The sequence below is a fragment of the Mycobacterium sp. NPDC050041 genome (assembly GCF_049541695.1).
Taxonomy (GTDB): domain Bacteria; phylum Actinomycetota; class Actinomycetes; order Mycobacteriales; family Mycobacteriaceae; genus Mycobacterium.
This window is the reverse complement of sequence record NZ_JBMVDG010000009.1, coordinates 207,024-231,861: the sequence shown is the minus strand read 5'-3', so window position 1 is coordinate 231,861 and position 24,838 is coordinate 207,024. Positions and strand designations below refer to the sequence as shown.

Here is a 24,838-nt window from a genome sequence, read left to right as displayed (position 1 = left end):
TGCAGTCGAATGCAAACCAATTCTGAGGGCTATGCCATTGCCAGCGGCGGCGCGGAGGGCAGCGTACCGCTCAGACCCGTGATGGCCTCATGGGCGGCCCGCTCTCCGGAACGGACGGCGCCGTCGACGAAACCCATCATCACATCGGCCGACTCGGTGCCCGCCCAGTGGATCCGGCCGCAGGGTTCGCGCAACGCATGGCCGAACTCCGTCAGGACCCCGGGCGGCGCATGGCTGATCATGCCGCCGCCGGAGTACCGCTCCACCGTCCAGTTCTGTTCGGTGTAGTCGATGGGCGCATCGGCTCTGCGCCCGAATCTCGCGGTCAGCGCCTCCAGCACGGCCGACCGGCGGTCGGCGACGGACATCCGGCACAGCTGCCGGGCGTGCGAACCCTCGGCGATCACGCACATCACTCCGGGCCTGCCCTCGTGCGAGCACGCGTCCAGAGTCACCGGGGCGGCGGTACCGGGCGCGGCGGACTGGCCGGTGAGCCCGTCGTCGCGCCAGAAGGGCTCGTCGTAGACGACATGGGTCTTCAGCACTGCGCCTGTCGGCATCCGCTGGTGCAGCAACGACCGGTCGATGGGCAGCATCGGCTCGTAGTCGATGTGGCTCGCGATGGCCAGCGGCACCGTGACGATCACCCGCTTCGCCCGCACCGACGACCCGTCGGAACGGACCGTCACACCGTCGGCATCCTGCCGGATCGAGCGGACCGGCTGCTCGAGATGGATGTCGCCGGCGACTTCGGCGGCGACCGCGCGGTAGATGGCACCCATGCCGCCGACCGGGCGGGCGTCCTCGGCCCCGTTCTGGACCCCGAGGACGAAGTCGGGGCCGCCCGCGGAGGCCAATTGAGCGACGACGAACAGCATCGAGATCTCCGACGCCGCCGAGGTGTAGGTGCCGGCGAGCGCCATCTCCAGCAGTTGCCGGGCCTGGCGCATCGGCACCGTGCGGTCGAGCCACTGCGCCAACGTCGTGCGGTCCCACCTGTCGGCCTTCGGCGCCGACCACGGCGCGTGCACCGGAACGGCTCGGCACATACGCCTCAGTTCGAGGAAGGCCGCACCGAGATTGACCGACACCAACGGGTTCATGTTCCACGGAATGGTTCCGCTGTAGCGGTACTGCCTGCCGTCGACGATCATCATCGCCTCGCCGTCGACGAACTGCTTGAAGGCTGGGACGCCGAACTCCTTCATCAGCGCGTACACCCGGTCCTGGCCGGGACCGACCCAGGTGCCGCCGTGGTCGAGGTAACTTCCGTCGTCGCGTTGCTCGGTGAAGGTGCGGCCACCGATCCGGTTGCGCGCCTCGAGCACCGCCACCGAGTGACCCGCCTGTTCGAGGCGGCGTGCCGCCGTCAGACCGGCGAACCCGGCACCCACCACACAGACGTCCACATCCGGCATGGCCCGCTCCTCACCCAGATTCGCGGGACGCTACGCCTGAATTACCGCAAACGTCAATAGTTCTTGAGTGGGCGAAGAGTGGGCGCGAATGCCGTTCTGCTGGAGCAGGATTCGAAGTTCGAACCAATGCGGCATGCCGCAGATACTTCGCTCGGCAAGCATCCCTAGACGGCCCGGCCGTCACCCCAGCCGGAGGCCTGGCGCCAGCGCTGGTCGGGGTGCACGTCTTACACGGCGTCGGCCGGCTGGCCGCCGGGGTGGAGCCGGTGCTCACCGGCAACCGCCATCCGTCCATCGCGCCGTACGGGGTGTTCGGGTGCGCAGACGCCGATATCGTGATCGCCGTCGGGTCGGAGTCGCTGTGGCGCAGGTTCGCGCCGATCGTGGACCTCGACGCCGACCGGACCGCCGACCAGGACGAGGTCTTCGCCGGCTACGCACCCTCGGGAGGATGCCGATGACCCAACGGATGGCCGTGATCGGCGGCGGCATCGTCGGTGCCGCCGTCGCCCGCGAGATCCTGGCCCGCAGGCCTGACGCCGAGGTCACGGTGTTCGACAAGGAGGATCGCCTCGCGTCGCACCAGACCGGACGCAACAGCGGCGTCGTCCATGCGGGGCTGTACTACCAGCCGGGCTCGCAGAAGGCGCTGCTGTGCCGACGCGGGGTGCGCCTGCTCGAGGACTACTGCGCCGAGCGCGGGATCCGCCGGATCGCCTGCGGCAAGGTGCTCGTCGCGCTCGACGAGGCGGAACGGGCCCGGCTGTCCGACATCGAGGACCGCGCCCGCGCCAACGGCGTGCCGGGGATCCGGATCATCGGACCCGGCGAACTGCGCGAACTCGAACCGCATGTCCGCGGCGTCGCCGCACTGCACTCGCCGTCGACGTCGATCGTGAACTTCGCCGAGGTGACCCAGGCGCTCGCCGCCGACGCCGTCGCCGCGGGCGCGAAGATCCTGCTGGGCCACGAGGTCACCGGGATGCAGGTCCAGGGAGCCGAGGTGGTGCTGACCACGCGGACCGCAGGCGGAACCGACCGCAGCGCCTTCGATCAGGTGGTCGCCTGCGGCGGCCTGCAGAGCGACCGGTTGGCCGAGATGGCCGGCGACGGACCCGATCCGGTGATCATGCCGTTCCGCGGCGAGTACTACGCACTCAAGCCGGAGCGCCGCGGGCTGGTCAACGGCCTGGTGTATCCGGTGCCCGACCCTCGCTACCCGTTCCTCGGCGTGCACGTCACGCCGCGGGTCGACGGTGAGGTGCTGATCGGTCCAAACGCGGTGCTCGCGCTGGCCCGCGAGGGCTACACGTGGCACAACGTGTCCCCCGCCGACCTCGCGGGCGTGGCCCGCACCCCGGCGTTCTGGCGGTTCGCCCGGCAGCACTGGCGCACCGGCATCCGCGAGATGTACGGCTCGCTGAGCAAGCGGCGGTTCGTCGCGGCCGCCCGGGCCTACGTCCCCGAACTCGGCGACGACGACGTCGTCCCGGGCCGGGCGGGGATCCGCGCGCAGGCACTCGACGCCGACGGCGGACTCGTCGACGACTTCCGGATCAGCATCCGCGACCGCATCGTGGTGCTACGCAACGCGCCCTCGCCCGCGGCCACCTCCGCGCTCGCCATCGCCGAGCACGTCGTCTCCACCCTCGAGGGTCGCCCGTGACCGACGTCATCGCCGGCGGCCTCTGGGGAGTGCTGGCCACCCCGTTCGACGACCAGCTCGACATCGACCTGGAATCGCTGCGCAACGAGGTCGCGTCGTTCGCCGAAGACGGCTGCGGCGGCCTGGTCGCGCTCGGCGTCTTCGGCGAGGCGGCATCGCTGCGACCTGACGAGGCCGACGCCGTCGCGCAGACCGTCGCGGCGGCCACCGACCTGCCGTACGTGCTGGGGCTCTCCGAACGTGACCCCGACGCCGTGGTCACGCAGGCGCAGCGGCTGCTCGGGGCGGTGCCCCGGCCGCCGGTGGCGCTGATGGCCCAGATCGGCGACGCCGACCCCGCCGTGGCTGCCGACGCCATGCGCCGGCTGTACGACGGCACCGGGATCGGCGTGCTGGTGCAGGACTACCCCGTCGTGTCGGGTATCCGTGTGACCGACGAGCAGGTGTTGGAGCTGGTGCGGGCGTGCCCCTTCGCGGTCGGCGTGAAATCCGAGACGCCGCCCACGTCGGTCGCGATCGCCCACCTGGCGCCCCGGCTCGACGTGCCGGTGTTCGGCGGGCTCGGCGGTGTCGGACTGCTCGACGAACTGGCCGCCGGATCGGCAGGCGCCATGACCGGCTTCAGCCATCCCGCCGCGCTGGCGGCGGTGTTGCGCGCCCAGCGCGACGGCGGATTCCACGCCGCCCGGGAGGCATGGGCGCCGTGGTTGCCGCTGGCCAACTTCGAGGGGCAGCTGCGCGTCGGCCTGGCGATCCGCAAGGAACTGCTGCGCCGGCGCGGTGTCATCGCCTGTGCACGCGTCCGGCCACCCGCCACACCCCTGCCCGCATCGCTGGTGCCGCTGCTGGAACAGCAGCTGAGCAGCGTGCCCGTAATCCAATCCGCGCCTCGCTGAAGGGAATTCGACATGGATCTCGGCATCACCGGACGCACTGCCCTGGTGCTCGGCGGCAGCGGCGGGCTGGGCGGCGCGATCGCCGTCCGTCTCGCCCAGGAGGGCGCGAACGTCGCGGTCACCGGTCGTTCCGAAGAAGCCCTTGCCGCCACCGCCGCGAGGATCGAGGAGGCCGGCGTCAAGGCGCTGCCCCTGGTGTGGGACCTCGGCGACGCCGACCGGAGGGAGCCCACCGTGGCCGAGGTGGAACGCACCCTCGGGCCGGTCGACATCCTGGTCAACAACACCGGCGGACCGCCGCCCACCCCGGTCGCCGGCCAGGACGACGCCACGTGGCGGGACAGCTTCGAGAAGATGGTGCTGTCCGTCATCGCGCTGACCGACCGGGTGGTGCCGGGCATGCGGGAACGCGGCTGGGGCCGCATCCTGACCTCGACGTCGTCGGGCGCGCTGAGCCCGATCCCGAACCTGGGGCTGTCCAACACGCTGCGCGCGAGCCTGCACGCCTGGTCGAAGACCCTCGCCGACGAGGTCGGGCGCGACGGCATCACCTCGAATGTGATCGTGCCGGGCCGGATCGCCACCGACCGCACCCAGTTCCTCGACGAACGCCGGGCCGCCCGCGAGGACCGCAGCGTCGAGGACGTCGCACGCGACAGTGCCGCCACCACGGCGCTCGGCCGGTACGGCAGGCCCGACGAGTACGCCGACGTGGCGGCGTTCCTGTGCAGCGACCGCGCCTCCTACATCACCGGCACGGTGATCCGCGTCGACGGCGGGCTGATCCGCAGCGTCGTCTGACCTACCCAACACTTCGTCCGAGGGAGTTCCGTTGCGCCTCCGTACCGTTCGACTCGACGACCGACCCACCGCCTGCGTCGCACTCGCCGACGGGCGCCTGGCCCGGGTGGACCGCGTGCTGCCCGGCGCGCCCGGCGACCTGATGGCACTGCTCGAGGCCGACGCGCTGGACGCACTCGCCGCCGCCGTGGCCGCCGGGATTTCGGACGACGCATGTGCCGACCCGGCCGCGCCGGTGCTCGCGCCGTGGACACGCCCCCGCAAGATCCTCGGCATCGGGCTGAACTACGGCGCACACGCCGGCGATCTGGGCGAGCAGGCCCCGCGCACGTCGCCGGCGTCGTTCATCAAGGGCGACCACACCATCGTCGGTCCGGGAGAGCCCATCGTCGTGCCGCCCGGGATCGGCAAGGTGACCTCGGAGGCGGAACTCGGACTGGTGATCGGGCGGACGTGCTACCAGGTGGGCGTCGAGGAGGCGCTGTCCTACGTGGCGGGCGTGGTGCCGGTGCTCGACCAGACCGCCGAGGCGGTGCTGCTGGAGAATCCGCGCTATCTGACCCGGGTGAAGAACTACCCGAGCTTCTTCGCCTTCGGCCCCGACCTCATCACCATGGACGAGCTGCTCGCCCATGGGCCACTGGAGGACCTGCGCGTCGCCACGATTCACAACGGTGCGGTGCACCGCAAGGACACCGTCTCGGGGATGACGTTCTCCCCCGCCGAACTGCTCAGCTTCCACAGCCAGGTGATGCCGTTCTACCCGGGCGACATCCTGTCGACCGGCACGCCCGGCGCGGTCGGTATCGAGGCGGGCGACGTGGTGCGCTGCGAGCTCGGCGACGGACTGGCCGACCTGACCAACCCGGTGGCGTAGCGGCTCGGGTCGCCGCGCGAGTGTGAACGTCACGACGTTTTCGGGCCGAAATCGTCGTGACGTTCCCGCTCGCGACGCCCGGTCGGCCATCTCTTGAGTCGTCAAGCGGTCCCTCCCTCTTCTGTCCATTGCGGGCCGCCGACCTTCGTCCCGGCCGGACCGCCAAAGCTGGTGAACTTCGGAGCCGGGGTGCACTACTGCCTCGGTACGGCGCTGGCGAGGCTGACCATGCACGAGTGCGTGGATCGGTTCTCGCCGTTGACCCGCGGCTACGGCTGTCGGAGGCGCCGGCGGAGATCCCGTGGCGTCAGGTGCTGGGCCGCAGCCCGGCGCGCCTGCTGGTGGCCTGATACGGGTGCCCTCGCAGAGACGTTCCTGCCCGGCGATCTCTGCCGAACCGCCCGATCGCCAGTTCGCCCGAAACCACCGAACCTCGTAGGCCTGCACCTAGGGTGAAGATCGTCCCCTTTCTCCGGAGGGTCTGATGGTGCCGCGATCCTGCCGAGCCTGCGGCCTGCTGCTGCGCGAGAGCGCCCGATTCTGCGACGGTTGCGGAGCACGGGCGCCCGGCGCCGGTGACGCCGAGTACAAGCACGTGACAGTCATGTTCGCCGACGTGGTGCGATCGATGGACATCGCCGCAGCGGTCGGCGCGGAGCGGCTGAGCGAGATCATGGCCGCCCTGATCCGCCGATCGGCGGGCGTGGTCAACGGCTACGGCGGCGTCGTCAACCAGTTCACCGGCGACGGGCTGATGGCGGTGTTCGGTGTACCGAACGCTCTGGAGGATCACGCACTTCTCGCCTGCCTTGCCGCGTTGCGGATCCGTGACGAGGCACGCGCACTCGCCGTGGATCTGCAGGAGCGTGACGGCATCGTGTTCCAGGTGCGTATCGGACTCAACTCCGGTGAGGTGGTCGCAGGCGAAATCGGCTCAGGAGCACTGGGCTACACCACAATCGGGGAACAGGTCGGTCTGGCGCAGCGGATGGAATCTGCGGCGCCGGCCGACGGCGTGATGCTCAGTGCGACGACGGCCCGTCTCGTCGAGGACGTCGCCGCACTCGGCCCGCTTGACGCGGTGACCGTGAAAGGCCGAGAAACCCCGGTGCCGGCGCGCCTACTCCATCGGATCGCGACGGAGAACCCCCACCACCGCGCACGGCGCGACCCTGCGTTGGTCGGACGGTTGCCGGAGCTCTCCACCGTGGTGACGCACATCGATAGGTGCCGGAACGCCGGTGGATCGACGGTACGACTCGTCGGGCCTGCGGGCATCGGGAAGAGCCGTCTCGTCGACGAAACCCGCCGACTGGCCGCGCAGCGCGGCGTCCCCTCCTATACGACGTTCTGCGAATCCCATACCCGCGGCGTGCCCTACCGCGCGATGAGACGCCTTCTCCGGGCGGTGTTCGCGGTCACCGGGGTGCCACCCGAGGTTGCCCGCGCGCGTGTGCGCTCGGAGATGGCGGTCGACGACGTCGACGACCTGCTCCTCCTGGAAGACCTGCTCGGAATCGGCGATCCGTCGGCCGCTGCCCCCGAGATCTCCCCCGAGGCAAGGCGACGTCGCTTGACCTCTCTGGCGAGACGGCTACTGGAGCAAAGCACCTCAACGCTCTTCGTCGTCGAGGACGCCCACTGGATCGATGAGGCGAGTGAGGCGATACTCGCCGAACTCGTCGAGGTGCTGCCTCGGACGCGCTCGTTGCTGCTGATCACCTACCGCCCGGACTACCGCGGAGCCTTGGCGCAGACGCCTGCCGCGCACAGCGTGGTGCTCACTCCGCTGACCGAGCCGGACGCGGCGACGTTGGTCACCGAATTACTGGGATCTGACCCATCCGTGAAGCTGCTGGCCGACCGGATCGTCGGGAGATGTTCGGGAAACCCCTTTTTCATCACCGAGACAGTGCGTGATCTCGCAGAGCGTGGCGTCCTCGCCGGCCTGCGTGGACTGTACCGCTGCGCTGACGAAGCCGCGGACATCACCGTGCCGCCCACGCTGCATGCCACGCTCGCCGCCCGTATCGATCGGCTCGGGCCCTCGTGCAAGTCGGTGCTCTACACGGGTGCAGTCATCGGCATGCGCTTCAGCACCGATCTTCTCGAAGCGGTGCTGCACGACGTCGATGGCATATCCCTGGCGCTTGCCGATCTCAGCGACGCAGAAATGATCGAGGCCGTTCCCTCCCCGCCAACGGCGTACGTGTTCCGGCATCCGCTCCTTCGAGCAGTGGCCTACGAATCACAATTGAAAGCCGCGCGGGCGGAGAAGCATCGCCGAGTCGCCGCCGCCATCGAGGCAGCGGACGCCGATGCGGTGGAGCAGAATGCCGCGCTGATCGCCGACCATCTGCACCGGGCGGGCGACCTTCGCCAGGCCTTCCACTGGCACATGCGCGCCGGCAGCTGGCTCAACGAGCGCGACCGCATCGCCGCGTGGGCGCGCTGGCAGCGGGCGCGCGAGGCGGCGACTCATCTGCCCGTGGCGGATCCGGACCGAACTCTGCTCGAGACGGGGGTTCTGACCAGACTGTGCAGCGAGGTGTGGAAGACCGGCGGGGACATCGCCACGACGGGATACGACCAGCTGCGGCGGTTGTGCGAGAAGTCCGGTGACCGACGATCACTGGCGATCGCGACGGCGGGCGTCGTCATGGCGATGAGCGGACAACATCGGCACCGCGAGGCGATGGATCTCGTCGGCGAGCTGATGACGCTGCTGGAGCTGATCGACGAACCGACCCTGCGCTGCGCCCTGCTGCTGGCCGTGGCGTACGCGAAGTCCGAAGTCGGCGAACTCGGCGAAGCGCTGCACCTCGTACAGCGGGTCATCGACCTGGCGGACGGCGACCTGGCCAGAGGCAGAGTCCTGTTCGCCTCGCCGTTGGCCGGCGCGACCCGCATGCGGGGCCTGTACCGGTTGTGCCTCGGCGTGAAGGGTTGGCGTGCCGATGGTGACGCCGGGGTCGCGATGGCCCGCGGTCTCGATCCGACGAGCCGCGTCAGCAGCATCCTGTACAAGTACATCCTGGCTGTTCCGGCGGGCGCCCGCCGGGTCGACGAGCAGGCGAGGTGCGAGACGGCCGACGCGTTGCGGGTCGCCGAGCAGGCCGGCGACGAGCACTCGCTGACCCTGGCCCGCACCGGAAGGGGTCTGGTGCTCGTGTACGGAAACGATCCGGGCCAGGAGGGCATCGACCTTCTCGAGCAGGCACACGACACCACCCTGCGCCGCCGGTTCACGATGAACGCCGCGACGCTGATCGACCCGGCGAAGGCGAGGTACCGAGCAACGCACGGCGATGTCGACGGGGCGATCGACCTCGCCCGGGACGCGATCGCCAGGATGGCCACCAATGGCGAAGTGCTCTCCAGGGGCATCGCGACCACCGTCCTGGTCGAATCACTGTTGGCACGGGGCGACGCGGACGACCTCGCGGAGTCTGCGGCCGCCGTAGACCGGCTCGCCGCCGCCGGCGCCGACAGCGGGCTCATTCTCGACGAGCTGCCGCGGCTACGGCTGAGCGCACTCATCGCCCGACGTCGAGGCGACGCCGTTGCCGCAGAGGAATTCAGGCGGCGCCACCACATCGCCGCCGTCGCAGCGGAATTCGATCTCGCCGATCAACAGGCCTAGGGACTCAGCGGCGTTGCACCGCGCCGACCCTTTCGGCGGCCACCGCCACGGCGGCGTCGCGGGCCGCGCTGGCCTCGTCCTCGGTGAGCGTGCGGTCGGTGGCGCGGAATCGCAGGGCCAGCGCCAGCGACTTGCGGCCCTCGCCGACCTGCGGGCCGGTGTAGACGTCGAACAACCGGACGTCCTCCAGCAGTGGGCCCCCGCCGGCGCGTACCGCCGCCACCACACTCTGCGCCGCGACGTCCTCTCCGACGATCAGACTGACATCCTGGAACACCGCGGGGAACGGCGACACCAACGGGGCGGGTAGCGATTCCACGATCGGCACGGCGTCGAGATCGAGTTCGACCGCGCAGGTCCCCTTGGGCAGGCCGGTCCGCTCGATCACCGCGGGATGCAACTGACCGGCGTGGCCGATGACCACGCCCTCGCTGCTGTCACCGACCAGGATCTCGGCACACCGGCCCGGATGCCAGGGCAGTCGCTCACCGGACCGCAGCGCGAACTCCACACCGGCGGCCCGTCCGATGGCCCGCACCGCCTCGAACGCGTCGGCCGCCTCGACCGGCCTGCCGGGACCCCACGGGCCCGCAGGTTCCCGCAATCCGGCCAGCACCACGGCGACGTGCTCGGGCTGACGGGGCAGCGACGCGTCGAGCACCGCGATCTCCTCGGCGGTGGGCCGCCGGTCGGTGGGGATGCGGTCGACCGCACGGGTGTTCTCCGTCGGCTCCACCACCTGGGCGACGGCGAACAGCCCGACATCGACCGCGCCGCGGGAGACGTTGCGGCTCAACGTCTCCAGTAGCGCAGGCAGCAGGGTGGTGGCCAGGTGCGGCCGGTCCGTCTCCAGGGGGTTGAGCACCTCGGTGGTGCGCCGCCGCGGATCGTCGGCGGGCAGCCCCCACTGGTCGAACACCCCGGCGGGTAGGAACGGCGACGGCAGGATCTCGACGAATCCAGCGAGCGCGAGCGATGTGCCGACCGCCCGGCGCCGCTTCTGGATCGGCGTCAGGCCGCGGCCGGGCGGCGCAGCAGGCAGCACCGAGGGGATCGCCTCCAGACCCTCCAGCCGCAGCACCTCCTCGACGAGGTCGGCCGGTTCCCGCAGGTCGGGCCGCCAGCTCGGCGGGATCGCGGTGAGCCGATCGCCGTCGACGGTCACGTCGGCGCCCACCTGGGTGAGCCTGCGCCGTGTGGTGCCCTCGGCGTAGTCGACACCGGCGATGCGATCGGGCAGGTCCACCGCCATGCTCACCGCGGGCTGGGCCCAGTCTTCACGCGGCGGATCACCCCGCCAGTCGGTCAACTTGGGTTCGACTGTGCCGTGCGCGATCTCGGCCAGCAGCGCGGCGCACCGGTCGAGCGCCGCGACGGAGATCGCCGGATCGACCGACCGTTCGTAGCGTCGGCCGGCCTCGCTGGCCAGCCGCAGCCGGCGCTGGGTCCGCGACACCGCGGCCGGGTCCCACACCGCGGCCTCGAGCAGCACGTCGGTGGTCGTGTCGCGGACCTCGGTGGTGCCCGCACCCATCACGCCGCCGATCGCAGCGGTCGCCGCGTCGTCGACGATCAGCACGTCACCCGCAGCGAGGGTGCGCTTCACGTCGTCGAGGGTGACCACCGTCTCCCCCGCGCCGGCCACCCGGACCTCGAGGCCGCCGTTGATCAGGCTGCGGTCATGGGCGTGCATGGGATGGCCCAGTTCGAGCATTACGTAGTTGGTGACGTCGACCGCGGGCGAGATGGCCCTGATTCCACAGAGGATCAGCCGGCGCTGCAGCCACCACGGCGACACCGCCGCCGGGTCGATGCCGGTGACCGGACGCAGACCGAAACGCACCACGCCGGTGCCGGGCTGGACGGTCAGCGGCCACGCCTCACCCTCGACGGGCAGCGCGGGCACGTCGGCGGGATCGGCGTAGGCCAGGTCGTGGGCGCAGGCGATCTCGCGGGCCATCCCCCGGATCGACAGGCAGTAGCCGCGGTCGGGTGTGATCGCCAGGTCGAACACCACGTCGTCGAGGCCGAGCAGCTCGACGGCGTTGGTTCCGGGCGCCGCCGTACCCGGCGGCAGCACCAGGATGCCGGCCTGGTCGGCGCCGAGCCGCAGTTCGGCGGTCGAGCAGATCATGCCGTCCGACGTCCGGCCGTAGGTCTTTCGGGTGGCGATGCTGAAGTCACCGGGCAGCACCGTGCCGGGCAGCGCCACCACGACGAGGTCGTCGACGGCGAAATTGGTGGCGCCGCAGACGATGTCGCGCAGCTCCGGCTCACCGACGTCGACCTTGACGGCCCGGATCGGCTTCTTGAACTCGGTGAGCTCCTCGATCTCGGCGATACGGCCGACGGTGAGCGGACCCGTCACCGGTCCGACCGGGATGATCCCCTCGACCTCGTGACCGATCCGGATGAACGTCTGCTCGAGCTCCTCCGGCGAGGCGTCCCAGTCCGGGGCGCCGGCGCGGACGACCTCACGCAGCCAGCTGTACGGGATGCGCATCAGACGCCGACCCCGAACGGCAGGGAGAACCGGACGTCACCCTCGACCATGTCGCGCATGTCGGGAATGCCGTTGCGGAACTGCAGGGTGCGCTCGAGCCCCATGCCGAAGGCGAAACCGGAGTAGACCTCGGGGTCGATCCCGCAGGCGCGCAGCACGTTCGGGTTCATCATGCCGCAGCCGCCCCACTCCACCCAGCCGGCGCCGCCCTTCTTGCCCTCGAACCACACGTCCACCTCACCGGAGGGTTCGGTGAACGGGAAGAAGTGCGGCCGGAACCGGGTGCGGCCCTGCGGCCCGAACAGCGCCCTGGCGAACGCGTCGAGGCTGCCGCGCAGGTGCGCCATCGTCAGCCCCTTGTCCACCGCCATTCCCTCGACCTGATGGAAGACCGGGGTGTGGGTGGAATCCAGCTCGTCGGTACGGAAGGTGCGGCCGATCGAGATGATGTACACCGGGAGCTCGCGTTCCAGCAGCGCCCGGACCTGCACCGGCGAGGTGTGCGTGCGCAGCACCTGACGCGAGCCGTCCGGCGCGATGTGAAACGTGTCCTGCTCACTGCGCGCGGGATGGTCGGGCGGGAAGTTCAGCGCGTCGAAGTTGAACTGCTCGGTCTCGACCTCGGGCCCCTCGGCCAGTTCCCAGCCCATCGCGACGAAGGTGTCGGCGATGTGGTCGCCCAGGATGGTGATCGGGTGCCGGGCGCCGACGGGCTGCCGCGTCGAGGGCAGCGTCACATCGATGCGCTCGGCGACCAGCACCGCGGCGTCGCGTTCGGCGCGCAGCACCGCGAGACGCTCGTCGTAGCTGCGCTGCGCCTCGGTCCGCGCGACGTTGACCCGCTTTCCCGCGTCGGCGCGGTCGGCCTTGGGCAGTCCGCCCAGTGCCTGGCGGGCCAGCGCGATCGGCGCGCGGTCGCCGAGGTGTTCGGTCTTGGCCCTGGCCAGCGCGTCGAGGTCGGCGGCGAGCCCGAAGGCGTGCCGGGCAGCGCTGACCGCCTCGGTCAGCGCTTCTTCGGACAGGGGTTCGGCCACGTGATCGGGCTGCTCGGCCACCCGGCGATCATAGGGGATCACCGGAGTCGCCTCCGCGCCCGTCAGGTGCGCCCGCTGCGCCGTCGTCCGGTCAGTCGTCGGCCGATTCGTCGGCGGGTTCGTGGCCCCTGCGGCTGCGCAGCCGGTACATGGACAGATCCGACGGGACACCGTCCGGCTTGGTGGTGAAGATCGGCCTGCGCTGGCGTTTGACCGTGACACCGAGTGAGTCGAATTCGTCGTCGGGAATCCGCTCCAGCGTGGTCTGCGAGACGACCAGTCCGCCGCGGGTCGCCCGATCCATCGCCCGCGCGGCGATGTTGACGTCCACCCCCAGCCAGTCCGAGCCGATGCGTTGGGGCCTGCCGGTGTGCACGCCCGCCCGCATCCGCGGGGTGTAGCCGTCCACCTCGACGGCCCTGGCCGCCTCCATCGCCGTGATCGTCGCGCGCACCGCCACGACGGGATCGGAGAACACCGCCATCATGCCGTCGCCCATCCGCTTGACGATGTGACCGCCTGCCTCGAGCAGTGGCGGCTCGGCGACCTGCGCGACACGACGCAGCAGCCGCAGCGTCGCGTCGTCGCCTGCACGCAGCGACCACGGCGAGAAGCCGACGAGATCGGTGAACACCAGCGTGACCTCACGGTTCGCCGGTTTACCCGAAACCCGTTCGGTTAGCGCCTGCCACACCTGCAGCGCGCCGAGGCTCACCTCCCGCGAGGCGGCGTCGCGGTCGAGCAACCGGTCCGCGACCCGCGCGGCGGCGCGGGGGCCGCCCACGCCCGCGGCCGACAGCGGATCGCCGAACTCCGGGTCGCCCGGCAACGCGCGACGGGCGCGTTTCACGAAGGTGATGAGACTGGGGCTGTGGTTGGTCCTGCGCAGCCATCCTCGCGGTCCTGGATTGCCGTCCGGTGAGGGATCGGCCACCTGTCCCATCTCACCGTTTCGGCCGGATCGTTCCTCGAACGATTCGACATTCACGGCGCCAGCCTAGGTGGCGGTTTCGAAGACCGGCAATCGACCGAAGGCGAAACGGCAGGCCACTATGCGCACGGTCGCACGGGCTCGCGCGGTCAGCCGGCCCGGCGGCACGCCGACCGGACGGTCGAAGCAGCTGGTCACGGCCGTGCGCCGAGTCGATAGCAGCTGTGTCACAGGCTCTTCGACGCCCGCGTCAAACGTCGACAACGGGCGTTGTCAGCACTATCGTGAGGACATACCGTGGGTTTGGAGTCAGCGAGGACAGATGGCCACGTCACCCGATGATCTCGGCGGCAGCCCGGTCGCCGCCCGCAGGCACCTTCGCGCCAGGACGCCCGCGCCGCTCGGACCCGAGTCGCTGACCTGGAAGTACTTCGGCGACCTGCGCACCGGGATGCTGGGCGTGTGGATCGGCGCCATCCAGAACATGTACCCCGAGCTCGGTGCAGGCGTCGAGGACCACTCGGTGCTGCTGCGCGAGCCGCTGCAACGCGTCGCACGCTCGGTCTACCCGATCATGGGCGTCGTCTACGACGGGCCGCGGGCCACCGACACCGGTGAACAGATCAAGGGCTACCACACCACCATCAAGGGCATCGACGGCGCCGGGCGCCGCTACCACGCCCTCAATCCCGAGACGTTCTACTGGGCGCACGCCACCTTCTTCATGCTGATCATCAAGACCGCCGAGTATTTCTGCGGCGGACTCACCGAGGCCGAGAAGCGCCAGCTCTTCGACGAGCACGTGCAGTGGTACGCGATGTACGGCATGAGCATGCGACCGGTGCCGGACACCTGGGAGGAGTTCTGCGAGTACTGGGACCGGAAGTGCCGCGAGGAACTCGAGATCAACAAGGCCACCCTGGACATCTTCGACATCAGGATCCCCAAGCCGCGATTCGTGCTGATGCCGACGCCGCTGTGGGACCAGCTGTTCAGGCCGATGGTGGCGGGTCAGCGCTGGATCGCCGCCGGCCTGTTCGACCCGGCGGTCCGGGAGAAGGCCGGCATGCGCTGGACGCCCGGCGACGAGGTGGTGCTGCGGCTGTTCGGCAAGTTGGTCGAGCTGGCCTTCGTCGCGGTGCCCGACGAGATCCGGCTGCACCCGCGCGCCCTGGCGGCCTACCGGCGGGCGCAGGGCCGGCTGCCCGAGGACGCGCCGCTGGTCGAGGCGCCGGCGTTCATGGGGCCGCCGCGTGACCGGCGCGGCCTGCCGATGCACTACGTGCCGCGCGGCAAGACGATCCTGGACCGGGCCGGTTCCCTGGTGCACACCACGTTCTCACTCGCCGGTCTCCGCCCGGCCCGTGCCCGCCGCACGGCGGCCTGAACGACCTCTGGGAGACTGACGCGATGCTGGATTGGTCGGACGTGGACATCGCCGTGCGCGACGCCGTGCGGGAATTCGTCGACAAGGAGATCCGGCCGCACGTCGACGCGCTGGAGAGCGGCGAGATGGAGCCGTACCCGATCATCCGGAAGTTGTTCGCGGCGTTCGGGATCGACGCGATGGCACGCGAGTCGCTGGACAAGCGGCTGGCCCGGCTGCGCGACGGCGGCGGCGAAGGAGGCGGTGGGGGCGCTTCGGGCGGCATGTTCGGCGGCGGGCCCGACCAGGCGGGCATGGGTTTCGTCCTGGTCAGCGAACTGTGCCGGGTGTGCATGGGCATCGTCGCGGGGATGGGCGTGAGCCTGGGCCTGACGGTGCCGACGATCATGAGCCGGGGCACGCCGGCCCAGCAGGAGCGCTGGCTGCCCGGCCTGGTCACCTACGAAAAGGTCGGCGCATGGGCGATCACCGAGCCCGACTCGGGTTCGGATGCGTTCGGCGGCATGAAGTCCTACGTGGTGCGCGACGGCGACGACTACATCCTCAACGGGCAGAAGACCTTCATCACCAACGGCCCCGACGCCGACGTGGTGGTCGTCTACGCCAAGCTCGACGAGGGCGACCCGAGTGTGAGCAAGCGCGACCGCAAGGTGCTGACGTTCGTGCTCGACCGCGGCATGGAGGGCTTCGTCCAGTCGAAGCCGTTCCGCAAGATGGGCATTCACAGTTCGCGCACCGGCGAGCTGTTCTTCAACAACGTCCGCCTCGGCCGCGACCGGCTGCTGGGCGAGAGTGAGCACAGCGAGAACGGTGACGGCCGCGCCAGCGCCCGGTCGAACTTCTCCGCCGAACGCATCGGGGTGGCCGCGATGGCCCTCGGCGTCATCGAGGAGTGCCTGCGGCTGTGCGTTGACTACGCGAAGACCCGCACCCTGTGGGGCCAGGAGATCGGGCAGTTCCAGCTCATCCAGTTGAAGCTGGCGAGCATGGAGGTGGCCCGGATCAACGTGCGCAACATGCTGTTCCGCGTCATCGAGGCCGCGCAGACCGGCACGGCGATCTCACTGGCCGAGGCCTCGGCCATCAAGTGGTACTGCTCGCAGGCCGCCACCGACGTCGCCATGGAGGCCGTCCAGGTGTTCGGCGGCAACGGTTACATGACCGAGTACCGGGTGGAGCAGCTGGCGCGCGACGCGAAGTCGCTGATGATCTACGCGGGCAGCAACGAAGTGCAGATCACCCACGTGGCGCGCGGGCTGCTGGCGTAGATCTCCTGCCGGACCCCCACAGCGGGGTCAGGGGCTAGCCTGGTTCCACCGACGACCGCAGGAGCGCCAGGTGGACCTCAGCAATGACACCGCATTGATCACCGGCGCGAGCGGAGGCATCGGCGAGGAGTTCGCCGTCCAGCTGGCGCGGCGCGGAACCGATCTGGTGCTCGTCGCGCGGCGGGAGGACAAACTCGCCGCGCTGCGCGACACACTGCTGGCGGCCCATCCGGGCCTGACGGTCGACGTGGTCGCGGCCGACCTGTCCGAGCCGGGCTCCGGCGCCGAACTCGAGGCGAAGGTCCGCGAGCTCGGCCGGACGGTGGACGTGCTGATCAACAACGCCGGCATCGGCCTGCACGGGGCGTTCGCCGGCCAGCCGCCCGAGCCGAACGCCGCCCAGATCCAGTTGAACTGCGGCACGCTGGTCGATCTCACCGCGCGCTTCCTGCCGTCGATGACACAGCGCGGCCACGGCGTGGTGGTCAACGTGGCGTCCACCGCGGCGTTCCAGCCGACACCCGGGATGGCCGTCTACGGCGCCACCAAGGCGTTCGTGCTGTCGTACACCGAGGCGCTGTGGCAGGAGTGCAAGGGCACCGGTGTCCGGGTGCTTGCGCTGTGTCCCGGAGCGACGGAGACCGAGTTCTTCGCCCGCACCGGCGAGGAGTTCCTCACCAGCGGCAGGCAGACCTCCAAGCAGGTGGTGGACACCGCGATGTCCGCGCTGGACAAGTCCACCCCGACCGTGGTGTCCGGCTGGAAGAACTCACTGCTCGCGACCGGGTACCGGTTCACCCCCCGGACGCTGATGCTGCAGGTGTCCGAGCGGCTGCTGAAGTCGAACTAGCGGGTCCGGGCGAGCGCCCGCGCGCTCTGGTACAGGCAGATCGACGCCGCCGACGCGACGTTGAGGCTCTCGGCGTTGCCCGGCATCGGGATGTGCACCCGGTGGTCGGCCAGCGCGGCCAGTTCGGCGGGCAGTCCGTGCGCTTCGGGGCCGAACAGCCATGCGGTCGGCGCGGTCAGAGCTGCGTCGAGTTCTGGTGCGTCGAGGCCGAGTTCGCCGTCGACGGTGGTGGCCAGCACCTGCAGCCCGGCGGTGGCCAACTCCCCCACCACCGCAACCGCGTCGGGATCGGAGATCACCGGGATGGTGAAGACGCTGCCCGCCGAGGCGCGCAGGCACTTGCCGTTGTAGGGGTCGACGCTGTGCCCGGCGAGCACCACCGCATCGGCGCCCATCGCATCGGCGATGCGGATCAGCGTGCCGGCGTTGCCGGGCTCGGAGATCTCCACCGGAACCGCCACCAGCCGCGGCCCGTCGGCCAGTACGTCGGCCAGGGTCACCGTGGGTAGCTCGCATACCGCGACCAGTCCGACCGGGGTGACGGTGTCCGACAACGCCTTCGCCGCGCGTTCGGTGACCAGGTGCACCGGCGCGCCGTCGAGCAGGTCGCCGAAGCGCTCCGCCGCCGACTCCGTCGCGAACACCTCGGAAACCACTCCGCGCCGCAACGCTGACTCGACGAGATTGGGTCCCTCGGCGAGAAAACGTGCGGCGCGGCGGCGTCCGACGTGTCGGTGCAGTTTGATCGCTGCCGCCACCCGGGCGGAGCGTTCGGTCAGCGTCAGGCGGCCTCTCCGGCCGACGGCGCGTTGACGTCCTCCGGCAACGCGGCCCTGGCCACCTCGACCAGCGCGGTGAACGCGGCCGGGTCGCTGATGGCGATCTCGGAGAGGTTCTTACGGTCCACCTCGACGCCTGCGGCCTTGAGGCCCTGGATCAACCGGTTGTAGGTGATGTCGTTGGCGCGTGCGGCGGCGTTGATGCGCGAGATCCACAGCTTGCGGAACTCGCCCTTGCGGGCGCGGCGGTCGCGGTAGGCGTAGTTCAGCGAATGCAGCTGCTGTTCCTTGGCCTTCCGGTACAGGCGTGACCGCTGTCCGCGGTAACCCTTGGATGCTGCCAGGATGGTGCGCCGCTTTTTCTGGGCGTTGACTGCGCGCTTTACGCGTGCCATGGGTGATTCCTATTCTCGTGCGGGCTGGAAAGTGTCGGGACGGCGTGGAGCGCGGTGGCGCACTCAGCCGTTCAGCATCTTGTTGACGCGCTTGGTGTCGTTCGCCGCCACCGTGGTGCGGCCCTCCAGCCGGCGGGTGCGGTTGCTCGGCTTGTGCTCCATGAGATGCCTGCGGTTGGCCTTCTGGCGCACGATCTTCCCGGTGCCGGTGCGGCGGAATCGCTTCGATGCACCGCTGTGGGTCTTGGCCTTGGGCATGTCGTCCTCTGTTTCTCGTGTTCGGATCAGGTGGGGTTGGGCGGCTCGGCCGGCTCGGCGCTCGCGCGCTGCGCGGCAGGCGCGTCGGCGTCGTGCGCCGCCTTGGCACGGGTCTTCGCGCCGCGGTGCGGTGCCAGCACCATCGTCATGTTGCGGCCGTCCTGCTTGGCGGACGTCTCGACGAATCCGTAGTCGGCGACGTCGGCGCCGAGGCGCTGCAGCAGTCGGTAGCCCAGTTCGGGCCGGGACTGCTCACGTCCGCGGAACATGATGGTCACCTTGACCTTGGACCCCGCCTCGAGGAAGCGGACGACGTGACCCTTCTTGGTCTCGTAGTCGTGCGGGTCGATCTTGGGACGCAGCTTTTGTTCCTTGACGACGGTCTGCTGCTGGTTCTTGCGAGACTCGCGCGCCTTCTGAGCCGTCTCGTACTTGAACTTGCCGTAGTCCATGATCTTGCACACCGGCGGTTTGGCGTCCGGTGCAACTTCGACAAGGTCGAGATCGGCGTCCGCGGCGACGCGGAGGGCGTCTTCGATGCGCACGATGCCCACCTGCTCACCGCCCGGTCCGATCAGGCGGACCTCAGGTACGCGGATGCGCTCGTTGACGCGGGTCTCAGTGCTGATGGGGCCTCCTATAGTTGTCTACCTATGAGGAGCCCACGCCATCAGCGTCTCTGCCCGTAAGACAGAGAAAGCCCTGCTCGCAGCAGGGCCCAAGCCGACCAGAACAGACATCTGCCGATGTCCGACCGGACCGCTGAGCCTTCGGAAATCTCCGTGGCCAACGGTGGGAGTGGGACTCCACTTGCTGTCCCTGGCGTAAGCCGGGACGGTCGCGCATGCCAGTCTAGCAGGCATGACCGAGGTTCCTGCATTCGACGAAGGGGCGGCCACACCGCCGGTCCGCGAGCTCGCCGAGATCCCCGCCGTCGAGGTGATCACGCGGTCGGCCGTGATGCTGATGAGCGCGGCGGCCGAGAAGCTGGGGCTCTCCGCCGAAGACCCCGACGACAGCCCGCACCGCGATCTCGACGAGGCGCGCCGGCTGATCACCGCGCTTGCCGGCCTGGTGACAGCGTCGGTCGAATACCTCGGTCCGCACGCCGGACCGGTGCGGGACGGTCTGAAGTCGCTGCAGTTGGCGTTCCGAGAAGCCAGCGCGGCGCCCGACGAGCCGGGGCACGGTCCAGGCGAGAAATACACCGGCCCCGTCTGGTAGTTTCTGCCACCCATTTGCCGGGGTGAGCGCATATCCTCGCGGCCTATGACCCTCACCAATACGCCGAGGGCGCGGTCGACCACCCGATATCCCTGGGTTCCCGCCGCCGCCGGGTGGACCGTCGGAATCATCGCCACACTGTCGCTGCTGGCGAGCGTCTCGCCCCTGGTGCGGTGGACCATCCGGGTCCCCCGCGAGTTCGTCAACGACTACATCTTCAACTTCCCCGACACCAGCTTCGCGTGGGCGTTCGTGCTGGCGTTGCTCGCCGCCGCGCTGGCCGCCCGCAAACGCATCGCGTGGTGGGTGCTGCTGATCTACATGGTCGCCGCGGTCGGCTGGAACGTCGTCGACCTGCTGACCGGCGACGAGTCGATCATCGAGGAGATCGGCGAGGTGATCGGCCTGGCCTTCCACGTCGCCGCGATCGCCTTCCTGCTGCTGGCCCGCCCCGAGTTCTGGGCCCGGGTCCGGCGGGCGGCGCTGGTCAAGGCCGTCGGAACGCTGGCCGCCGGCATGGCGCTGGGCATCCTCGTCGGCTGGGCGCTGGTGGAACTGTTTCCCGGCACGCTCGAGCGGGACTACCGACTGGCCTACGCCGCCAACCGGGTGGTGGCCTTCGCCGGCGTCGACTCCGCGGCGTTCGACGGGCAGCACTCCCACGTGCTGGTCAACGCGGCGCTCGGCCTGTTCGGCGCGCTCGCGCTGATGGCCGCCGCGGTGGTGCTGTTCCAGTCGCAACGCGCGGACAACGCGCTGACCGGCGAGGACGAGTCGGCGATCCGGGGGCTGCTCGAGCTCTACGGCAAGAACGACTCGCTGGGATACTTCGCCACCCGCCGCGACAAGTCGGTGGTCTTCGCGCCCAACGGCCGGGCCGCGATCACCTACCGCGTCGAGGTCGGGGTGTGCCTGGCCAGTGGTGATCCCGTCGGCGATCCGAAGGCGTGGCCGCAGGCCATCGCCGCGTGGCTGCAGCTGTGCCAGACCTACGGCTGGGCGCCGGGCGTCATGGGCGCCAGCTTCACCGGTGCCGCGGCCTACCGTGAAGCGGGCCTCAACGCGTTGCAACTCGGCGACGAGGCGATCCTGCACCCGGACAGTTTCCGGCTGTCGGGACCGGACATGCGCGCGGTCCGGCAGGCCGTCACCCGGGCCCGCCGGGCCGGCGCGTCGGTGCGCATCCGCCGCCACCGCGACCTCAGCACTGAGGAGATGGCCGAGGTCACCGCCCGCGCGGACGCGTGGCGCGACACCGAGAGCGAACGCGGCTTCTCGATGGCACTGGGCCGGCTCGGCGATCCGGCCGATCGCGACTGCCTGCTGGTCGAGACGGTGCAGGGCGGCACCGGCGGGCCGGAGCGGAGCGACCCGGGAAACAGCGACGTGGTGGCGATGCTCTCGCTGGTGCCGTGGGGCACCAACGGGGTGTCACTCGACCTGATGCGCCGGTCGCCGACGTCGCCCAACGGCACCATCGAGCTGATGGTCAGCGAGCTGTGCATGCAGGCCGAGGGCCTCGGTGTCACCCGGATCTCGCTGAACTTCGCCATGTTCCGGTCGGCCTTCGAGCAGGGCGCGCAGCTCGGCGCCGGACCGGTGGCGCGGTTGTGGCGCTGGCTGCTGGTGTTCTTCTCCCGGTGGTGGCAGCTCGAGACGCTGTACCGCTCCAACATGAAGTACCAACCCGAATGGGTGCCCCGCTTCGCCTGCTACGAGGACGCACGGCTCGTCCCGCGGGTCGGCGTCGCGTCGGTGATCGCCGAAGGCTTCCTGGTGCTGCCGTTCTCCCGGCGGAACAAGCAGCACACCGGCCACCACGTGTCGGCGCCCGACGCCCTGATGGCCAGTGGACTGCTGCACCACGACGGCAGCGCCCCCGATGTGTCCGGACTGCAGGCAGGCATGGCCGACGAGGCCGCCGTGCCCCGGCTGCCCGAACAGGTCCGGGTGCGGATGGCCAAGCTGAAGGCGCTGCAGGACAGCGGTGTCGACGCCTACCCGGTGGGCCGGGCGCCGAGCCACACGGTGGCCCAGGCGAACGACGCGGCCGACGACACCGCGGTGTCGGTGGCGGGCCGGGTGCTTCGCATGCGCGACTACGGCGGCGTGCTGTTCGCCCAGTTGCGCGACTGGTCCGGCGAAGTGCAACTGCTGCTGGACAATGCGCAGCTCGAACACGGGACTTCCGCCGACTTCACGGCCGCCCTCGACCTGGGCGACCTCATCGAGGTGTCCGGCGTGATCGGCTACAGCCGCAAGGGCGTGCGGTCACTGCTCGTGCACAGGTGGCGCCTGATCGGCAAATGCCTTCGCCCGCTGCCCGACAAGTGGAAGGGACTGACCGACCAGGAGGCGCGTGTCCGGGCCCGCTACGTCGACCTGGCCGTCAACACCGAGGCGCGCGACCTGATCAAAGCACGCAGCGGCGTGCTGCATGCGATCCGGGACACGTTGTATCACAAGGGTTTTCTCGAAGTCGAGACACCGATCCTGCAGCAGATCCACGGCGGCGCCAACGCCAGGCCCTTCATGACCCACATCAACGCCTACGACCTGGACCTGTACCTGCGGATCGCACCCGAGCTGTACCTCAAGCGGCTGTGCGTCGGCGGCGTCGAGCGGGTCTTCGAACTCGGCCGGGCATTCCGCAACGAGGGCGTCGACTTCAGCCACAACCCCGAATTCACGCTGCTGGAGGCCTATCAGGCGCACGCCGACTACAACGTGTGGATCGACGGCTGCCGCGAGCTCATCCAGAACGCAGCCCTGGCCGCCAACGGTGAGCAGGTGTTCCTGCGGCCCCGCGAGGACGGCACACTCGCCCCCGTCGACATCTCCGGCGAGTGGGCGGTCAAGACGGTGCACGGGGCGGTGTCGGAGGCACTGGGCGAACACGTCGACATCGACACCGAACTGCCGGCACTGCGCCGGTTGTGTGATGCGGCGCACATCCCCTACCTCACCCACTGGGACGCCGGTGCCGTGGTGCTCGAGATGTACGAGCACCTGGTCGAGGACCGCACCGAGCAGCCGACGTTCTACAAGGACTTCCCGACGTCGGTGTCGCCGCTGACCCGCCCGCACCGCAGCATCCCGGGCGTGGCGGAGCGGTGGGATCTCGTCGCGTGGGGTGTCGAGCTGGGCACCGCGTACAGCGAGTTGACCGACCCGGTGGAACAGCGCAGGCGCCTGCAGGAGCAGTCGATGCTGGCCTCGGGCGGCGACCCGGAGGCGATGGAACTCGACGAGGACTTCCTGCAGGCGATGGAGTACGCGATGCCGCCGACCGGCGGCCTCGGCATGGGCGTGGACCGGGTGGTGATGCTCATCACGGGGCGCAGCATCCGCGAGACCCTGCCGTTCCCGTTGGCCAAACCGCGGTAGGCCGACCCTGGCCGAGAACCGATTTCCGATCACGGTCGCCGAAACCCGTGACAACGCGGCATCGAGGCCGTCAGCTACCTGCATGCCCGACGACGCCGAACCACGACAGCAGCCCGCCCGTGTCGTCGTCGTGGGCGGCGGCTTCAGCGGGACGATGACCGCGGTGAACCTGGCGCGGCTCGCCGAGGTCCCGATCGACCTGACGGTGCTCAACGAGCGCGAGCCCGTCGGCCGGGGCATCGCCTACCGGCGGCGGCGACCGGAGTACCTGCTCAACGTCGCGGCACGCAACATGTCGGCGTTTCCCGACGAACCCGACCACTTCCTGCGCTGGGTCAGCGCGCAACCGCAGTTCGAAGCGGTGCCGCAGATCGACCTGCGCGAGCGGTTCATCGCCAGGCAGACCTATGGGGACTATCTGCGCGCCCTGACCCAGCGCTACCTGAGCACCGGTCCGGCACCGGCCAGGCTGGTCGTCGGCACCGCGGTGGACGTCGAACCCGGCGACTTCGGCTGCTCCGTCCGCCTCGCCGACGGAACCGCGATCGAGGCCGACCGGGTCGTGCTGGCTACCGGCAACGAGACACCGGCGGCCCTGCCCGGCGCCGAGAGCCTCACCGACCATCCCGCCTGGGTCGGTGACCCGTGGCAGGCCTGGGAGGAACGCCTGCCCGAGCGGAACTCGACCGTCGTGGTGCTCGGCACGGGACTGACCGCCGTCGACGCCATCATCACCCTGCGCACCATCGGGTGGCGCGGCGACATCCACGCCGTGTCGAGGCACGGCTGGCTGCCGCACGGACACTTCCGCGGCATCGAGTACCCCGAGTTCCCGCCTCAGGACGTCGATCTGACCACGCTGGGCCTCGACCGGCTGGTGGCCCTCGTCCGCGCGCACTGTGCGGAACTGCACGAGCGCAACGCCCACCCGGCGATCATCGTCGACAAGCTGCGCGCACAGACCCAGCGCATCTGGAGCAGCTTCAGCACAGCGGAGCGCCTCGCGTTCGCGCAGCACCACGCAGCGCGATGGAATGTGTTCCGCCACCGCATCTCTCCGGACATCCACGCGCAGCTGACGCATCTGCAGCTGACGGGGCAGCTGCGGGTGCGTGCCGCCGGGATCGAGAAGCTCGAGGACCACGGCGCGCAGATCCGCGTGCATCTGGCCGATGGCGAGACGCTCACCGGCGACGTGGTGATCAACGCCACCGGCCCCTCGACGAAGCTGACGGGCACCAGTTCGGTGCTGTTGCACAACCTTCTGCGCCGCGGCCTGATCGCGCCGGACGCGACGAACATGGGGGTCGCCGTGGACCCCGACCACACCGCGCTGACCGCCGACGGCGACCGGTCGGCGTGGCTGCTGGCGCTGGGTCCGCTGCTGCGCGGCACGTTCTGGGAGACGATCGCCGTACCCGAGCTGCGCGGGCAGGCACGGCGGGTCGCGGAAACCATCCTCGACCGTCCCCGCGCCGACGAGGCGGAGGGGCCGGCCCAGCTCGAGTACATGGTCTGATC

The 24,838-nt window shown here is 70.1% G+C and carries 20 protein-coding genes; 12 read left to right on the top strand and 8 right to left on the bottom strand.

What is annotated here, in order from left to right; translation table 11 throughout:
• Nucleotides 1-29 precede the first annotated feature (29 nt).
• On the bottom strand, nucleotides 30-1,418 hold the full coding sequence (locus ACPCHZ_RS24315; RefSeq protein ID WP_423487082.1) for a flavin monoamine oxidase family protein: 1,389 nt from the start codon (nucleotides 1,416-1,418) through the stop codon (nucleotides 30-32).
• Between the two features lie 218 nt (nucleotides 1,419-1,636).
• Between ACPCHZ_RS24315 and ACPCHZ_RS24310 the strand changes: the two genes are divergently transcribed.
• From ACPCHZ_RS24310 to ACPCHZ_RS24285, 6 genes are all read left to right on the top strand, one after another.
• The gene (locus ACPCHZ_RS24310) at nucleotides 1,637-1,879 is read left to right on the top strand and encodes a CoA transferase (protein WP_423487081.1); all 243 of its coding nucleotides are present in this window, start codon (nucleotides 1,637-1,639) and stop codon (nucleotides 1,877-1,879) included.
• Nucleotides 1,876-3,084, top strand: a complete 1,209-nt coding sequence (lhgO, locus tag ACPCHZ_RS24305) for an L-2-hydroxyglutarate oxidase (RefSeq protein ID WP_423487117.1) — start codon at nucleotides 1,876-1,878, stop codon at nucleotides 3,082-3,084. The genes ACPCHZ_RS24310 and lhgO overlap by 4 nt, the downstream gene beginning before the upstream one ends.
• Nucleotides 3,081-3,980 (top strand): dihydrodipicolinate synthase family protein, encoded by a 900-nt coding sequence (locus ACPCHZ_RS24300; RefSeq protein WP_423487080.1) that lies wholly within the window; start codon nucleotides 3,081-3,083, stop codon nucleotides 3,978-3,980. Before lhgO ends, ACPCHZ_RS24300 begins: the two co-directional genes overlap by 4 nt.
• Nucleotides 3,981-3,992: 12 nt before the next feature.
• A complete protein-coding gene (locus ACPCHZ_RS24295) occupies nucleotides 3,993-4,781 on the top strand; it encodes an SDR family oxidoreductase (protein WP_423487079.1) in 789 nt (262 codons plus the stop codon).
• 31 nt (nucleotides 4,782-4,812) lie between these two features.
• A complete protein-coding gene (locus ACPCHZ_RS24290) occupies nucleotides 4,813-5,658 on the top strand; it encodes a fumarylacetoacetate hydrolase family protein (protein ID WP_423487078.1) in 846 nt (281 codons plus the stop codon).
• A gap of 484 nt (nucleotides 5,659-6,142) precedes the next feature.
• Nucleotides 6,143-9,301 (top strand): ATP-binding protein, encoded by a 3,159-nt coding sequence (locus ACPCHZ_RS24285; protein ID WP_423487077.1) that lies wholly within the window; start codon nucleotides 6,143-6,145, stop codon nucleotides 9,299-9,301.
• A 4-nt stretch (nucleotides 9,302-9,305) separates the two neighbouring features.
• On the opposite strand, the gene pheT is transcribed toward ACPCHZ_RS24285, so the two are convergent.
• The 3 genes from pheT to ACPCHZ_RS24270 all read right to left on the bottom strand — a co-directional run bounded on the left by pheT (nucleotide 9,306) and on the right by ACPCHZ_RS24270 (nucleotide 13,826).
• Nucleotides 9,306-11,804 (bottom strand): phenylalanine--tRNA ligase subunit beta, encoded by a 2,499-nt coding sequence (gene pheT / locus ACPCHZ_RS24280; protein ID WP_423487076.1) that lies wholly within the window; start codon nucleotides 11,802-11,804, stop codon nucleotides 9,306-9,308.
• Nucleotides 11,804-12,838 carry a phenylalanine--tRNA ligase subunit alpha gene (gene pheS, locus ACPCHZ_RS24275; protein WP_423487116.1) on the bottom strand — a complete coding sequence of 345 codons (1,035 nt, stop codon included), beginning with the start codon at nucleotides 12,836-12,838 and terminating at the stop codon, nucleotides 11,804-11,806. Before pheS ends, pheT begins: the two co-directional genes overlap by 1 nt.
• Nucleotides 12,839-12,929: 91 nt before the next feature.
• Complete coding sequence (locus ACPCHZ_RS24270; protein WP_423487075.1) at nucleotides 12,930-13,826, bottom strand: adenylate/guanylate cyclase domain-containing protein; 897 nt, start codon at nucleotides 13,824-13,826, stop codon at nucleotides 12,930-12,932.
• 265 nt (nucleotides 13,827-14,091) lie between these two features.
• On the opposite strand from ACPCHZ_RS24270, the gene ACPCHZ_RS24265 reads away from it, so the two are divergent.
• The 3 genes from ACPCHZ_RS24265 (at nucleotide 14,092) to ACPCHZ_RS24255 (ending at nucleotide 17,274) form a co-directional block, all read left to right on the top strand.
• Nucleotides 14,092-15,156 (top strand): oxygenase MpaB family protein, encoded by a 1,065-nt coding sequence (locus ACPCHZ_RS24265; protein ID WP_423487074.1) that lies wholly within the window; start codon nucleotides 14,092-14,094, stop codon nucleotides 15,154-15,156.
• Nucleotides 15,157-15,179: 23 nt separating this feature from the next.
• Nucleotides 15,180-16,424, top strand: coding sequence for an acyl-CoA dehydrogenase family protein (locus ACPCHZ_RS24260; protein WP_423487073.1), 1,245 nt, complete (start codon nucleotides 15,180-15,182; stop codon nucleotides 16,422-16,424).
• Between the two features lie 70 nt (nucleotides 16,425-16,494).
• Nucleotides 16,495-17,274 (top strand): SDR family NAD(P)-dependent oxidoreductase, encoded by a 780-nt coding sequence (locus ACPCHZ_RS24255; protein ID WP_423487072.1) that lies wholly within the window; start codon nucleotides 16,495-16,497, stop codon nucleotides 17,272-17,274.
• On the opposite strand, the gene ACPCHZ_RS24250 is transcribed toward ACPCHZ_RS24255, so the two are convergent.
• The 4 genes from ACPCHZ_RS24250 to infC form a co-directional block, all read right to left on the bottom strand.
• Nucleotides 17,271-18,032 (bottom strand): TrmH family RNA methyltransferase, encoded by a 762-nt coding sequence (locus ACPCHZ_RS24250; protein ID WP_423487071.1) that lies wholly within the window; start codon nucleotides 18,030-18,032, stop codon nucleotides 17,271-17,273. The two genes, ACPCHZ_RS24255 and ACPCHZ_RS24250, sit on opposite strands and share 4 nt — an antisense overlap.
• A 23-nt stretch (nucleotides 18,033-18,055) precedes the next feature.
• Nucleotides 18,056-18,448 (bottom strand): 50S ribosomal protein L20, encoded by a 393-nt coding sequence (gene rplT / locus ACPCHZ_RS24245; protein ID WP_264013400.1) that lies wholly within the window; start codon nucleotides 18,446-18,448, stop codon nucleotides 18,056-18,058.
• 63 nt (nucleotides 18,449-18,511) lie between these two features.
• Nucleotides 18,512-18,706, bottom strand: a complete 195-nt coding sequence (rpmI, locus tag ACPCHZ_RS24240; RefSeq protein WP_364980272.1) for a 50S ribosomal protein L35 — start codon at nucleotides 18,704-18,706, stop codon at nucleotides 18,512-18,514.
• Between the two features lie 26 nt (nucleotides 18,707-18,732).
• On the bottom strand, nucleotides 18,733-19,335 hold the full coding sequence (infC, locus tag ACPCHZ_RS24235; protein WP_264013448.1) for a translation initiation factor IF-3: 603 nt from the start codon (nucleotides 19,333-19,335) through the stop codon (nucleotides 18,733-18,735).
• Between the two features lie 232 nt (nucleotides 19,336-19,567).
• On the opposite strand from infC, the gene ACPCHZ_RS24230 reads away from it, so the two are divergent.
• From ACPCHZ_RS24230 to ACPCHZ_RS24220, 3 genes are all read left to right on the top strand, one after another.
• Entirely contained in the window at nucleotides 19,568-19,930 is a 363-nt protein-coding gene (locus ACPCHZ_RS24230) for a DUF1844 domain-containing protein (protein ID WP_364980269.1), read from the top strand.
• 45 nt (nucleotides 19,931-19,975) lie between these two features.
• Entirely contained in the window at nucleotides 19,976-23,317 is a 3,342-nt protein-coding gene (lysX, locus tag ACPCHZ_RS24225) for a bifunctional lysylphosphatidylglycerol synthetase/lysine--tRNA ligase LysX (RefSeq protein WP_423487070.1), read from the top strand.
• A gap of 82 nt (nucleotides 23,318-23,399) precedes the next feature.
• Nucleotides 23,400-24,836, top strand: coding sequence for an FAD/NAD(P)-binding protein (locus ACPCHZ_RS24220; RefSeq protein WP_423487069.1), 1,437 nt, complete (start codon nucleotides 23,400-23,402; stop codon nucleotides 24,834-24,836).
• Nucleotides 24,837-24,838: the final 2 nt, after the last annotated feature.

Excerpts from the sequence above, each read along its gene's own strand:
- ACPCHZ_RS24315 (WP_423487082.1), bottom strand. The coding sequence starts at position 1,418 with ATGCCGGATGTGGACGTCTGTGTGGTGGGTGCCGGGTTCGCCGGTCTG.
- lhgO (WP_423487117.1), top strand. The coding sequence starts at position 1,876 with ATGACCCAACGGATGGCCGTGATCGGCGGCGGCATCGTCGGTGCCGCC.
- ACPCHZ_RS24295 (WP_423487079.1), top strand. The coding sequence starts at position 3,993 with ATGGATCTCGGCATCACCGGACGCACTGCCCTGGTGCTCGGCGGCAGC.
- ACPCHZ_RS24285 (WP_423487077.1), top strand. The coding sequence starts at position 6,143 with ATGGTGCCGCGATCCTGCCGAGCCTGCGGCCTGCTGCTGCGCGAGAGC.
- pheT (WP_423487076.1), bottom strand. The coding sequence starts at position 11,804 with ATGCGCATCCCGTACAGCTGGCTGCGTGAGGTCGTCCGCGCCGGCGCC.
- ACPCHZ_RS24265 (WP_423487074.1), top strand. The coding sequence starts at position 14,092 with ATGGCCACGTCACCCGATGATCTCGGCGGCAGCCCGGTCGCCGCCCGC.
- ACPCHZ_RS24260 (WP_423487073.1), top strand. The coding sequence starts at position 15,180 with ATGCTGGATTGGTCGGACGTGGACATCGCCGTGCGCGACGCCGTGCGG.
- rplT (WP_264013400.1), bottom strand. The coding sequence starts at position 18,448 with ATGGCACGCGTAAAGCGCGCAGTCAACGCCCAGAAAAAGCGGCGCACC.
- rpmI (WP_364980272.1), bottom strand. The coding sequence starts at position 18,706 with ATGCCCAAGGCCAAGACCCACAGCGGTGCATCGAAGCGATTCCGCCGC.
- ACPCHZ_RS24230 (WP_364980269.1), top strand. The coding sequence starts at position 19,568 with ATGACCGAGGTTCCTGCATTCGACGAAGGGGCGGCCACACCGCCGGTC.
- lysX (WP_423487070.1), top strand. The coding sequence starts at position 19,976 with ATGACCCTCACCAATACGCCGAGGGCGCGGTCGACCACCCGATATCCC.
- ACPCHZ_RS24220 (WP_423487069.1), top strand. The coding sequence starts at position 23,400 with ATGCCCGACGACGCCGAACCACGACAGCAGCCCGCCCGTGTCGTCGTC.